This is a genomic window from Ekhidna sp., assembly GCF_964218185.1.
Classification (GTDB): Bacteria; Bacteroidota; Bacteroidia; order Cytophagales; family Cyclobacteriaceae; genus Ekhidna.
Genome location: NZ_CAXPLV010000001.1, coordinates 293600 through 307576, shown reverse-complemented (window position 1 = coordinate 307576; position 13977 = coordinate 293600). Strand labels below are relative to the sequence as shown.

The following is a 13977-nucleotide window of genomic DNA, read 5'->3' as shown; positions in this document are numbered from 1 at the left end:
TTATTTCTGAAATCGCTAAGTGGTTATCATTTTGGTGGAAGTTAAAATTAGGCTTAAGCTCAAAGGAGTTAGGCCGTCTAAATTATTCGCCATGAGTATCAACTTATTTTTCAAAATGGGTGTGTGTCTGCTTGTATTTACACAGGTACACGCTCAGTCTGCAGAGCGGCAGGTCATTGCGAGTGCAGGAGCTTCAGATACAAAGAGCAGCTTCACCGTAGGGGAGGTTGTGGTGTCGGGTTCCGGTGCTGTAGGTACGGCAACCATAGTTTCCGGATTTATTCAACCCCTCATTGAGGAGTCTGAGCCGGCTTTGTCGGTCGATGATGTGTCTACGCGACTCTCTGTTTATCCCAATCCTTCCAGTGACTTTATTACGATAGCTGGAAAAGAGCTTGCCTTAGATCAGGCAGAAGTATCCCTTTTTACCCTTGATGGAAAACGAAAACAATTTTCGATGGAGCGAGGAAAGGAGCTACGACTTGACATCAGGCAACTACCGCCCAATGTATACTGGTTACTGATCAGAGACACGCAATCTGACAAGGTTGCATCATTCAAACTCATTAAAAACTAACCGTTAAAATTTATTAGCCATGATAAAACGATTTTTTTACATTTTTTCAGCTACGCTGTTCATCATGCTGTCCAGCACCACCGGTGTGCAGGCCGAGGTGATGGAGAAGCATATGGAAGCGCTTGAGCGTAACCTCAATAGCCCCCCTGGATTTAACTACCAGGCTGTATTAAGAAATAGCGATGGGTCTGCGATGGCTTCATCGAGTGTGACGTTGAGATTCACCGTATCCAATACTTCTGGAAACCTCTGGGTGGAAACTCACTCGGTAACTACAGATGCCAATGGTATGGTGACAGCTGTGATAGGAGCTGGAACGAAGACAGGCGGTTCGGCTGCATCATTTGATGTAATTGACTGGGGAGCGTCAGATGCTTCATTGAAAGTAGAAGTAAACAGTGGAAGCGGTTTTGTGTCTTTGGGGACCAATACCTTACAGAGTGTGCCATATGCAGCTTATGCAGACAATGGTATTTCTGATGCTGAGCGAGATGCCATTGCAGCTATTCCGGCATCAATTGATGATCTGGCAGATGGTTCAGGAAATGCAGCTCTAAATGGAGTATTTACCGCCAATGAATTAGCTGTGTCAGGTGCATTCAGCTTACCAACAACACAGGGAACAATTGGACAAGTTCTTACTGCAGGTGGAGAAGGTGTTACTACTTGGGAAGATGCTGCTGGTTCAAGCTATGCAGGATCTGGAAATTATTCATTTCAAGTGAGTGGACCAACAGCTACCCCAAATAATGTATATTCAAATTTTGGAACTATTGGCGGTGGTAGAAACAATGTGATACAACTAGATGGCGGTGGTAGTTATCATTCCGAAGATGCAGTCATTGGTGGAGGGTATGGTAACACTATCCAATATAGCGCTGCGAAAGCTGTGATTGCAGGTGGTTCTGGAAATAGTATAGAAACATACTCCGATAACGCGGTAATTTCTGGGGGATCAAGCAATTATATAAGTGAGTCATATAATGGTGCGATATCTGGTGGATATCGGAACGAACTAAATGGAGCATATTATTCAGCAATTGGTGGAGGCTATGAAAACTCCATCGAGTCTAACTATGGTTCTATATCCGGAGGTCGAGGCAATGGTATAAATTCAGGATCAGATTATTCTACTGTGGGAGGTGGATATAGTAATACTATTTCCTTCTCTTCATCATCCTCAACCGTAGCTGGTGGTTATGGCAACTATGTTCGTTCACAACGAGCATCTATAGGTGGCGGTTATCAAAATCAGATTGCTGATAACTCTACTAATGCGACGATTGCTGGTGGATATGGCAACAGAGTTCGGGAAACTTCTGCAAATGGAACCATCGCCGGAGGCTACAGCAATTCTGTCCGTTTTGGATCCAACCATGGATTTATAGGAGGCGGTAGATATAATTCAGTTAATGCATCTCCTTATGGAGTAGTTGCTGGCGGTTATGAAAATGGTGTTCAGACCTACTCCAATAACAGTGCGATTGGAGGAGGATATAGCAATGGAATCTCATCATCTTATAATGCCACAATATCTGGAGGATATAGAAATTCAGTTAGAGATGCGCAGGCAGGAACAGTAGCAGGAGGTAGATATAACTACGTTGAGAATTCGTCTAGTGCATTTATTGGTGGAGGTCAAGGTAATAGGATTGGAACATCTTCTTATCGAGGAACTCAGTCTTCCATAGTCGGAGGTAGAGATAATACTATAAATGCCTATTGGTCCACGATTGGTGGTGGTAATGGAAATACAATCAATGAGCAGGTAGGTGTAAATCCTTTGAATGCGGCACATAACACAATCGCTGGTGGTAAGAACAACACCATTGGAGGCACTTATGATACAAGAGATGCCTTCATCGGTGGCGGATATCAAAACGTTGTAAACGCACGAAGTGCTGCAACTGTTGGAGGTTGGGGACTTCAGACTTCATCTTTTGGTGCTACTGCCATTGGCTTCTACAACGCTACTGTTGGTGGAACACCATCAAGCTCTGTAGCAACTGATGCTCTTTTTGTAATAGGAAATGGTATCGATGATGCGAATAGAAGTGATGCAATGGTTGTAACCAAAGATGGCAATGCTTCTTTGAACGGTACATGGACAGCTGTAGCCTTTAATGCAACTTCAGATAGAAGATTGAAAGAGGATATTACTGATTTAAAAGATGTACTTCAAACTTTAACTAAACTTGAAGGATATAAGTACAAGTTCAATGAAATTAAGTCCAAAGACAATGAAACTGAGCATTTCGGAGTAATTGCCCAGGAGCTTCGGGAAATCTATCCTAACCTAGTTAAGGAAGGAGAGGATGGATACTTATCGGTGAATTACACTGGACTTATACCGCTTCTCTTAGAAGCAGTGAAAGAGCTGAACGCTCAAAACCAGTCACTAATGGCGGAGAATGATCAGCTTGAAAGAGCAAATGATGACCTGGAAGTCCGTCAGTCAAAAGACGAAGCGCGTTTTGCGGATCTTGAAAGTAAACTCAATAAGTTAATGATGCTGGTTGCGCCGGTTGATATGGCGAATAATGATTAAACTAAGGAAGAATTAGCTAAGCAGCTCATTCTATTCACCCCGGCCAGTTGCCGGGGTGTTTTTTTGTAAAAGCATATTATCTTTCAATTTTCTAAATAAACCTAACGAATGGAGAAACTACACTTTGTAGCCGGATTCCCGAGAAGCGGCAGTACACTTATGTGCAACCTGCTCAATATGAACCCTGATTTTCATGCTACCCCTACATCACCTACCATCGATATGGTGTCGCAGATGAGGAAGGTATTTAGTCACAATATTTCTTACAAAAACATGGATCGAATGGCAGAGGCTGAGCGATTTGAGAAAGGGGTGAAGGCGTACCTGCATGCTTATTGGGAGGATAAAAAGATTGTCTTCGATAAAAATCGCGGTTGGGTAAATAAGCTCCCAATCGTGGATAAATTAATGGGACATCAGGATTGCAAGGTGATCTTCTGCTATCGAAATCCGGTGGAGGTATTTCAGTCCATCGAGTCACAATATCAACGAACCATCGTAATGGAAAATGTTGATGAAAATCAAAATGATCTAGGTTTTGCTACGCTGCTGAATAGAGTAGAAACGTTTGTTAGTCAGAAGTTTACATTGATGTCTGCACCTGTTTCGCTTCTTGAAGACGCATTGCATCAAGGACATGGCAATCGTATCCTTATTGTTCGGTATGATGCGCTGTGCTCCCAACCACAGCAAACCCTCGACACCATCCACGAATTCATTGGTGAAGACAAAATGACCTATGACTTCTCTAAGCTGAAGCAAACTACGTTTGAAAACGATGCGGCCTATAACTATAAGTTTTCACACAAAATACGCGAGGGAGAGGTGAAGTACAGCCCTACCAAGATAAACCTTCCACAGAGCGCTGTAGATATGATCAATAAGCGTTTTGAGTGGATAATCAGCAGGATCGAAAACAGAAGATAAGATGGCCAAGATCAACTTACAGAAAGTGGTGAATGTGAAAGGCAAGCCCGGACTTTTTCACTTAAACGCATACAATCCGAAAGGCTATCATTTACAGCCTTTTGAAAATGGCCCGGTAGTCTTTGTGTCCAATGAAAAAGGAAAGGTGCTGGCATTGGGCAATGTGGATTTAAAGCTAAAAGAAGGCTCTATCAATTTGATGGATGTCTTTATCAAGATGAGCGAGCAGCCACCAAAAAAGGATGGACCAGTTAGCGAATATTTCTTTGCGTTGTTCCCGGATCTGGATCGTAGCATACCTGAAAGTCAACTTCAAAAGGTGGTCAGCTGGTTTCACCTGATCAATGTGCAAGCATCGGAAATAATCAATGAAGAGGATGACGGCTTGATGATCACTTAAATCAAGCCAGTTCTTCCCATTTTTCCATCAGCTGATCCAGCTCTTTTTTCTTGTTGTTGTACTCGATGTTTACTTTCTCGTACTCTTCAGGGTTTTCGTAGATTTTCGGATCAGCTAGCTGCGCTTCCATTTCTGCAATGGATGTCTCCAGGGTCTCGATATCCTTTTCTACTTGCTTGAGCTGTTTTACTGCCTGCTGACTCTCATCATTGGTTTTGGGCTTGGCATTCTGCTTCTTCTCAGCAGGTTTGTTTTCCTTTTTAGAAGTTTCCTGGCCCTTGTTATTCTTATTCCACCACCACTCAAACTCTTTGTAGGTGCCGGGGTATTCCTTAATTTCCTGATTTTCGATGTACCAGATTTTGTTGGCCACCTGTGTAATAAAGTGCCTGTCGTGAGAGACAAGCAACAGGGTACCTTCATACTGCTGCAGCGCCTGCACCAAAATACTCACAGACATCATGTCCAGGTGGTTTGTCGGCTCATCCAGAAGTAAAAAGTTAGCTTCCGAAATCAACGTTTTTGCCAGTGCAACTCTTGATTTCTCACCTCCAGAAAGCACTTTAATCTTCTTAAAAACCTCATCATTTGAAAACAGAAAGCAACCCAGCACACTTCTCAGTTCCTGCTCTGTTTTGCCTGTTCCCGCTTGCTTCAGTTCCTCTAGCAAATCATTTTGAATGCTTAATGACTCCAATTGATGCTGAGCATAGAAGGAGTTGATCACATTGTGTCCGGTCTGCACTTTACCCTCGTGCTTTTCAGTTCCTGCTACAATCCGCAAGAGTGTAGATTTTCCTTTTCCATTTGCACCAATTAGTGCAATCTTATCACCACGCTCAATGCCGATGGAGGTGTTTTTGAGAATTTGAAGATCTCCGTATGCCTTGGAGATATTTTCCAACCGCTTTACATGTCTCCCTGATTGAGTTTTAAAGTTGAAACGAAAATTCACTTTCATGTTCTCATCAATCACCTCCTCCACACGATCCATTTTCTCCAGCATCTTCATTTTTGACTGAGCCTGGCTAGCCTTGGTTGCCTTGGCTTTAAATCGCTCAATAAATCGCTCAGCTTCTTTTATCTTCTTCTGCTGGTTCTCAAAAGCATTTTGCTGTAGCTCATTTCGTAGTGATTTTTCCTCTTCATAAAAATCATAGTTCCCAGAGTAGACATGGAGGTCCGCCTGGCTTACCTCTACAATTTTATTGACTGTCCGATTCAGAAACTCCCGGTCGTGAGAAACGATAATGTAGGCACCTTCATACGATTGCAGATAGTCTTCAATCCATTGAATAGATGGAAGGTCAAGGTGGTTGGTAGGCTCATCCAGCATCAGTAAGCTAGGCTTTTCCAATAATAGCTTGGCAAGCATCACTCGCATACGCCAGCCTCCTGAAAACTCGCTTAGCGGACGTGAGAGATCTGATGTCTTGAACCCAATACCTTCCAGTATTTCTTCTGCTTTGGATTGCAGGGTATAGCCCTCCAGTGTTTCAAACCTTTCCTGGAGTTTGGCCAGCTTGTCCACCAGCTCGTCCCGGTAGTTTTCCTCCATCTCTTTGATCACCTTATCAATCTCTTTTTGGATGGCAATGGTGGATGCAAAGGCGGTCATTGCAACCGATAGAATTGAATCCTGGGTTTGAAAGGAGAGAAGATCCTGATTGAGGAAACCAATCGTAGTATCCTTACTCATCGATATTTTACCCCCGGATGGCTGGATGTCATTGACCATCATTTTTAGCAAGGTAGACTTGCCTGTTCCATTCAATCCAATGAGCCCGATTTTATCTTTTGGACCAATGAAAAGAGAGGCTTCATCGTACAATGCTCTGTCTCCGAGATAGTAAGAAAGGTTCGTAATATCGATCATGGCCGCAAAAGTAAAACTTCGTAATAGGAAATGAGCATAAATATTCGAAGGCGATTTTTATTAAACGTCAAATGAATATTTCGCGCGAATTCCATGGGTGCCTACAGAAATTAAACACATCCACATGAAATGAGTTTGTTTCGATAATTCGTAAATTGAATTTTCAAATCAATTGGATTATGGACAGAATACTCACCCTACTTTTTACTTTTTTGCTTTTAGCATGCTCTTCAAAACAAGCTGATGATAGTTTGGAAGAAAAGGAAACCATTGACAACTCTGACCTCACATCCTTGGAGGGAATCAACCTCGATGCGATCAATCTTCCTGATGGTTTTCAGATAGATGTTTTTGCTCGGGTGAATAATGCACGCTCAATGGTACTCACCGAGAATGGGACATTGTTTGTGAGTAACCGTGGAGGGGATAAGGTGTATGCAGTAAGAGATACGGATGGTGACTGGAAAGCCGATGAGAGGTATGTGATCGCTAGCGACATGCGAATGCCCAACGGTATCGCTTTTAAAGATGGTTCGCTCTTTGTTGCTGAAGTGTCTAAGCTATGGCGTTTTGACAACATTGAGGAGAACTTAACAAATCCACCAAAGCCGATTAAGATCTATGATGACTACCCTACTGATGGGCATCACGGTTGGAAATACATTGCTTTTGGTCCCGATGGGAAGCTATACGTTCCGGTAGGTGCACCTTGCAATATTTGCGAAAGCAAAAATGAGATGTATGCCAGCATCACACGAATGAACGCTGATGGATCGGATCGAGAGGTGTACGCACACGGTGTTAGAAACACAGTGGGATTTACCTGGCATCCTGAAACAGGTGAAATGTGGTTTACGGACAATGGAAGAGACTGGCTCGGTAATGATGAACCTCCCTGTGAGCTCAATCGAATTACAGAAGCCGGGCAGCACTTTGGTTATCCATTTTGTCATGGAGGTTATCTCAAAGATCCTGAGTTTGGCGATAAATTTCCTTGCGATGATTTTATCAAACCAGCTCAAAATCTTGGACCTCACGTGGCACCTTTGGGTCTTAAGTTTTGCACCAGTAGTTCATTCCCTGCTAGTTATAAAAACAAAATCTTCATAGCAGAGCATGGTTCATGGAATCGTGAGCCTGAAGTGGGGCATACGGGACACAAGATCACGATGGTCACTGAAGAAAATGGAACTGGTACTGCTTACGAAGATTTTGCTACAGGATTCCTGAATAAGGAAACAAATACAGCCTGGGCTCGCCCGGTTGATATTGTATTTGCTACGGATGGTTCTATGCTGGTTTCTGATGATCTGGCAGGCACAATCTTCAGGATTAGTTACAAGAACTAACGAATTAATCCGTTAACTATCTATTCTTTCCATTGGTGGAAATCCGCTATTGGAATAGTTGTAATCTTATTTTATTACCAATCTCATACCTAAATACGCACTTATGAAGCACAGAAAATTGTTATTAATGACTCTTTGCGCCGTTTGGCTGGCAAGTTGCACGCCGACGGAAGAAAAGAGTGAATCGGCCTCTTTTGAGGTGCCGGTGGAGTACTACAAGCTGGACAATGGCTTGAAGGTGATCCTCTCTCAGGATCGCACATCACCTACGGTGGTTATTGCAGCCTATTACAATATAGGATTTCGGATTGAGCCTAAAGATAGAACAGGCTTTGCTCACCTTTTTGAGCACATGATGTTTCAGGGCTCGAAAAACTTAGGCAAGATGGAATTCATCAAGCTTGTGCAGCAAAATGGAGGAGTATTGAATGGTTCAACACGGTTTGATTTCACCAACTATTTCGAAATTGTACCTGCACACAAGTTGGAAACTATGCTATGGGCAGAGGCTGACCGGATGAGAGGCCTGGCCATCACTCAGGACAATCTGACCAACCAGCAGGGTGTCGTGAAAAACGAAGTGAAAGTAAATGTGCTGAATCAACCTTATGGAGGATTTCCATGGCTGGACATGCCACAGTATGCCAATGAAAACTGGTACAATGCACACAACTTTTATGGAGATCTTGAGGATCTGGATGCAGCTACCCTTGTTGATGTTCAAAGCTTTTTTGATACCTATTATGCACCAAATAATGCAGCAATATCTGTAGTAGGGGACTTTGAAATAGAAGATGCAAAGAAGTGGATAGAACAGTACTTTGGAGATATCCCATCTGCAGAATTGCCACCTACTCCGGATATTTCAGAGAAAAGACAAACGGCAGAAAAGCGATTTGAAAAAGAAGACAAGCTGGCAACCAAACCGGCTATAGCAATCGCCTATCACATGCCGGAGCGAAATACCACATCGTACTATGCAATGGGACTTCTGGATCAAATTCTAGTTCAGGGAGATAACAGTCTTTTGTATAAAGAATTGGTAAAGAAAAATGGATACACAGCCAATGTGAATGGAGGTATTAATTACCTGGGCAATATGTTCAATTACAAAGGCCCAATGCAGTGGATGTTTAATCTGACCTATGACAATACGACTGAGGCTGATAGCATCATCCAGTCTGTAGATGATGTGATTGCTGGTCTGCAAACAAATGGTGTGACTCAGGCGATGCTGGACAATGCAATTGTGAAGATCAGGTCAAGTTTGTATGACAATTTGGGAGGATTCTTTGGGTTTGGAAGAGCCGACTTACTATGCAGTTTTGCTCTTTTTGATGATGATCCTGCCAGGATCAATCAGATCGAAAATGAGTTTAAGAAAGTAACGATCGAAGATGTAAATGCTACTATAGAGGAGTATTTGAGATCAACCAATCGGACGATACTTACTTTGAAACCAACAGCTGAATCCCTAAACTAAAAGACTATGAAAACATTACTTAAGTATATATTCTATATCTACCTGATCCCTACATGGGTTATGGCTCAGGAGCAGGAAGTGGAAAAGGAAACTCCTCCTCCGGGCGGAGAGCCAAAAGGATTCACACTGCCTGAGAAAGAAGTTTTTAATCTCGAAAATGGAATGACGGGCGTGATGGTACCATGGGGTTCAATTCCAAAGGCAACTATTCAAATCGTGATTAAGACGGGGAATATCAACGAAGGACCGGATGAGGTTTGGTTGAGTGACCTGGTGGGAGATTTGATGCAGGAAGGAAGTACCAACCGATCTGGAAATGAGATTGCAGATCAAATTGCAAGTATGGGAGGCGATCTGTTTATCGGAGTTGGAAACCATTCAACTACCATCACAGCATCTGTGTTGTATGAATTTGTCCCAGACGCAATCGAGTTGATGGGTGATGTACTGATGAATCCTGCCTTCCCCGAGGAGGAATTGAGTCGATTGATCAATGATAGAAAGCGACAGCTAAGTGTGAGTAAGACACAGCCACAGTCTCAGGCAACTGAGCAGTTTTATGCTTCTATCTATCCGGATCACTCGTATGGAAGAATCTACCCAACAGATGAAATGTTAGATTCCTATACACTGGACAAGATCAAGAGCTTCTACGATGCAAACTTTGGCGCGAGGAGAACTACCGTATACGTGGCTGGTAAGTTTGATTCTAAGGCGACTAAATCTGCGATTCAGAACAATTTTGGGAGCTGGAGAGAAGGAGCTGAGGCCAATTACCCATTGGCAACTCCTGCGCTATCTGATAACATTCAGATGATTGATAGACCAGATGCACCTCAATCTACCATTATGATTGGGTTGCCTGTTGCAGATCCTTCGAATCCGGATTACCAAGCGCTTGATATAACTAATTCACTTTTGGGTGGTTCGTTTGGTTCCAGGATTACCAGCAATATCCGAGAGGATAAAGGATACACGTACTCGCCGTACAGTACCATCTCAGACAGGTATAAGTCTGCCGTATGGTTTGAAATGGCGGATGTGACAACAGATGTAACCGGGCCGGCTTTGCGTGAGATCACCAAAGAGATTTATAAGCTGCAAGAAGAACCGCCCTCAGAGGAGGAGCTGGATGGAATCAAGAATTACGAAGCGGGTATTTATGTGCTCCAAAATTCAACTCCCGGTGGTATCATCGGTCAGCTATCTTACCTGGATATTTATGATTTACCTGAATCATTTTTGACGGACAAGGTGAAGAATATCTATGCGGTGACTCCTGAGCAGGTGAGTGAGCTGGTAAAGAAATACATTAGACCTGAGGATATGAAACTTGTGATTGTAGGAGATAAGAAGAAGATAGAAGAGCAGATCAAAGAGTACGAGAAGGAGTTTGAAGGTAATTAAATTAAATTAAAAGCCCCTTTAAACAAGGGGCTTTAAAATTATTGTTTGTTAAAAGTTGCTGAAAAAACACAACCTGGAGATTCATCATCTGTGAATGTGGCAGTGAAAGTAGTTGCATTACTAAAGCTATAGCCATCTTCTCCTTCTTGACAGTTAGTGTTTCCAGATGTACATAAAGTAAATCTGCTCTCTGTAGCCGTCAATGTTCCTGTTTCAGTAGTTTGATCTATTGCATCAATAAGGGTGTAAGATCCATCACTTTCAATCGTGATTTGAAAGCAATATGGGTCACAGTTTAATGTGCCATTTTCATCGGGGTTGCTGCAACCAGTTGATGTGATAATGCTTGATTGCCAGGTTCCAACAAACTGCGCAATGTAATCAGCACTTCCCCCATCATCATCGCCGCAGCTAAATGATGCTAATGACAAGACAATCAATCCATAAATCGTGTTTTTTATTTTTCTCATAATAGTCTTTTTTTCTTAAGATAGTGAGATTTTCACGAAATGAAACATAGATGTTTGGGGTTTCTTAAGTTAGTTACTGTCCAGATAACTAAACCTATTTCTTCGTGTTACGCTTTATGATCGTCTTGTTGTAGTGTGAGTACAAGATGTTAATGAAAGCTAGAATAATTCCAACTCCAATCGTGATATAAATAATGGTGAAGACTTTACCTGCGTCGGTCTGTGGAGCAAAATCACCAAACCCGATAGTGGTAAGGGTGATGAACGAAAAGTAGAATGCATCCAAATAGCTCCAGCCCTCTAGCTCGTGATAAACGACTGTGCCCAGGATGAGGATGGCAACAACAGTTAGCAAAAGATCGCGATACTCCTTATCCGCCAGAAATGCCTTAATTGTTCTGAAGAAAATCATGGTTTCAAGTTAGTAATTCCCTCAGAATTTGCGCGTTTCCCTTTTATGAATGAAACCTGTTGTGCCATTTTCATCAATGACACGGAGGTAGTTGTGGTTAACCGCACTAATCGCAATCTTTCCACCAGCCATGATTGTGTCTAGGTTGTGTGATGATAAATCCATTTGAGATTTTAGAATGAGATCGGAAGCTAGCTCTATGCTTTTTCCAAGCAAAATAGTATCGGGAATGAGTGGGTCTGGTCTTTCATACTCAGGTACAATGTGTGCGTATGGATCTATCGGGCCGTTTTTATAAATACCAAAATGTAGGTGAGGAGGGGTGTAGCGTGCATTTCCAGTGTTGCCCACGGTTCCTATAGTATCACCCGGATTCACCATTTGATACCTCTTCACTTTCTGTTCCTGAAGGTGGGCAAAGTATAGATTAGTACCACGCTCCCTATCATATAACCAGACCACTTTTCCACCCAATCCCCTTACACCCACAAAACGCACTTCTGCACGGGTGGGTGCAATGATGGGTGTATGCCTTTTAGCGAAAATATCCACGCCATGATGTTCTCTTCGACCGCCATCTCTGGGATCGCCGAATACACTTTGGATGGCTCTTTTGTCCTTTCCAGCGACAGGAAAAGCAAGTGTAGGTACATTTTCAATCGTGATAGAAAAGTGGCCACCACGAAGCAGCTCTGGCTGCAATCTCAATAAATAGGAAGCATCCTTTCTTGGTTCAAAACCTAGCTGAAGAGTACTATCAGCAGAAGCTACTTGCAGGAATTCCTTTAGCGAGTCATTTTCCACTCTAAACAAATCCACAAAAACTTGCGTGGTGTCGTCAGTTATCAGATTGATATCCACGAGTATTTTCTGCCCTCTTCTCACATCAAACCTGTAGCCGATCGCATCTGGTTTTAGGGGTGATAAAACAAAGGCTTCCTGATAGGGTAGCTTCACCTTGATTTGCTGGCTAAAGGGCTTTTCAGCGGCCTTTAGCCAGTCTTTTCCCAATGCTGTAGATAGGAGATTGGCCTGCTTTAATGAATACGAATAGGCATGATGATCATTTCTTGGATAAAATCGCTCAGGGATCTTTTCTTCAGTGCATCCAAATAGCAGCAGAAGTACAAGGGAAGTGGTGGCTATCTTGACGGTCATTTTATTTTCTACGGAATATGACCCGTGCAGTTGAGAAAATATTGGAGGACCTAGTTTTCTTCCACTTTCTCTCCGTGCTTGTAAGTAATGACTTCAATCAGATTTCCCTTCTTATCATAGTAGTTCCACATTCCATGTCGTCGATTTCTCACATACTTACCTTCGTATTCTGTCTGGCCATTTTTGTAGTAGGACGTGTATGCTCCCTGTAGTTTATTCAACTCATAATTTGCAGAAACTTTCAGATCTCCGGATGGGTAAAATTCCTGAAAAGGTCCATACTTATTGCCAAAGCGATATTCTGTGATGGTCAGCTTTTGACCTTTGTCAAATGTTTCCTGTACGCCATGCAACTTTCCTTTCTCATAGCGAGCAATAGAGAGTAGATTTCCTTTATAATCCCACAATTTCCAGGTACCAGATGGGAGTTCATTAGCTAGTTCTTTCTGAGCTATGAGCTTGCCTTTTTCATTGTATTCCTTGATGAATGCATTGAGTCCATTGTTCGAGAAACTTGATTCTATTTTTATGTTTCCATTTTCATAGTAATCCAGACTTTTTCCAATCCGATGACCGTCTTTGTATTTGTATTCGCTCTTGGTATCTCCATTTTCAAAGTACACAAGATAGTCGCCTTGTAAGGCTCCTTCAGCATACTTTCCGGTAGCTTTTAGCTGCCCGTTTTCATAATACATCTTTACAGAACCAGTACGATCACCACGTTTGTTTACCACTTCCATTTCCAACTTTCCGGACGGGTAATAGGTTTTGTAGTCGCCATCAAGAAGGCCCCCACTATAATTGGCCTCAAGCTGCACGTTCCCATTTTCATAATAGTGACGAGTAATTCCGTTTGGCTTACCATCCTGATAGTTAATTTCTTCCTTCACTTTTCCATTCTCAAAGTAGGAGCGTACTGGCCCATTTGGTTTCCCATTTTCAAATGCCGTTTCACCTTTGAGCTTACCCTCGCTATCGTAAAGTTTGATCTCTCCGACAATAGTGTCGTTCTCGAATCTGGCTTCTTGAATAATTTTTCCGTCAGGAGTAAAAATTTGAGTGAGCCCTTCTCTTAAATCATTTTTGTAAACCGTTTGCCTTTGGATGCTTCCATCAGGATAGTAGTTGTAGAATGTGCCTTCTTTAGATCCAGCATTGAAGTTGCCGGTTATAATTACATTTCCCAGAGGGTCATACATCTTGTACGCTCCATCTACAAGTGAACTGTCGCCATTGAGAACGAGGTACTCTTCCTTAAGCTGCCCCTGATCATAGTAAGTCTTAATCTTGGTTTGAGATAGTCCTAGTAGTGAATTAAAAATGAAAGCGATAAAGGTCAATATCTTGATCATGGTGAATAAAAAAAGCCC

12 protein-coding genes are annotated in these 13977 nt (G+C 42.4%); 7 read left to right on the top strand and 5 right to left on the bottom strand.

The window, feature by feature from the left end:
- Positions 1-91: 91 nt before the first annotated feature.
- From ACEQZT_RS01455 to ACEQZT_RS01440, 4 genes are all read left to right on the top strand, one after another.
- On the top strand, positions 92-577 hold the full coding sequence (locus ACEQZT_RS01455; RefSeq protein WP_370086510.1) for a T9SS type A sorting domain-containing protein: 486 nt from the start codon (positions 92-94) through the stop codon (positions 575-577).
- Between the two features lie 19 nt (positions 578-596).
- On the top strand, positions 597-3125 hold the full coding sequence (locus ACEQZT_RS01450) for a tail fiber domain-containing protein (protein WP_370086508.1): 2529 nt from the start codon (positions 597-599) through the stop codon (positions 3123-3125).
- Positions 3126-3233: 108 nt separating this feature from the next.
- On the top strand, positions 3234-4052 hold the full coding sequence (locus ACEQZT_RS01445) for a sulfotransferase domain-containing protein (protein ID WP_370086506.1): 819 nt from the start codon (positions 3234-3236) through the stop codon (positions 4050-4052).
- A 1-nt stretch (position 4053) separates the two neighbouring features.
- Complete coding sequence (locus ACEQZT_RS01440) at positions 4054-4452, top strand: hypothetical protein (RefSeq protein WP_370086504.1); 399 nt, start codon at positions 4054-4056, stop codon at positions 4450-4452.
- Position 4453: 1 nt separating this feature from the next.
- Here ACEQZT_RS01440 and abc-f read toward each other — a convergent pair whose 3' ends face one another.
- A complete protein-coding gene (gene abc-f / locus ACEQZT_RS01435; protein ID WP_370086502.1) occupies positions 4454-6328 on the bottom strand; it encodes a ribosomal protection-like ABC-F family protein in 1875 nt (624 codons plus the stop codon).
- 179 nt (positions 6329-6507) lie between these two features.
- On the opposite strand from abc-f, the gene ACEQZT_RS01430 reads away from it, so the two are divergent.
- The 3 genes from ACEQZT_RS01430 to ACEQZT_RS01420 all read left to right on the top strand — a co-directional run bounded on the left by ACEQZT_RS01430 (position 6508) and on the right by ACEQZT_RS01420 (position 10567).
- Positions 6508-7677: a sorbosone dehydrogenase family protein gene (locus ACEQZT_RS01430; protein WP_370086501.1), complete on the top strand. Its 1170-nt coding sequence runs from the start codon at positions 6508-6510 to the stop codon at positions 7675-7677.
- A gap of 103 nt (positions 7678-7780) precedes the next feature.
- On the top strand, positions 7781-9160 hold the full coding sequence (locus ACEQZT_RS01425; RefSeq protein WP_370086499.1) for a M16 family metallopeptidase: 1380 nt from the start codon (positions 7781-7783) through the stop codon (positions 9158-9160).
- Positions 9161-9166: 6 nt separating this feature from the next.
- Positions 9167-10567, top strand: a complete 1401-nt coding sequence (locus ACEQZT_RS01420; protein ID WP_370086497.1) for a M16 family metallopeptidase — start codon at positions 9167-9169, stop codon at positions 10565-10567.
- A 38-nt stretch (positions 10568-10605) separates the two neighbouring features.
- On the opposite strand, the gene ACEQZT_RS01415 is transcribed toward ACEQZT_RS01420, so the two are convergent.
- From ACEQZT_RS01415 to ACEQZT_RS01400, 4 genes are all read right to left on the bottom strand, one after another.
- Positions 10606-11037, bottom strand: coding sequence for a hypothetical protein (locus tag ACEQZT_RS01415; RefSeq protein WP_370086495.1), 432 nt, complete (start codon positions 11035-11037; stop codon positions 10606-10608).
- 94 nt (positions 11038-11131) lie between these two features.
- Positions 11132-11449 (bottom strand): potassium channel family protein, encoded by a 318-nt coding sequence (locus ACEQZT_RS01410; RefSeq protein ID WP_370086493.1) that lies wholly within the window; start codon positions 11447-11449, stop codon positions 11132-11134.
- Between the two features lie 21 nt (positions 11450-11470).
- Entirely contained in the window at positions 11471-12607 is a 1137-nt protein-coding gene (locus tag ACEQZT_RS01405) for a M23 family metallopeptidase (protein ID WP_370086491.1), read from the bottom strand.
- A 50-nt stretch (positions 12608-12657) separates the two neighbouring features.
- Positions 12658-13959: a toxin-antitoxin system YwqK family antitoxin gene (locus ACEQZT_RS01400; RefSeq protein ID WP_370086489.1), complete on the bottom strand. Its 1302-nt coding sequence runs from the start codon at positions 13957-13959 to the stop codon at positions 12658-12660.
- Between the last annotated feature and the right edge of the window lie 18 nt (positions 13960-13977).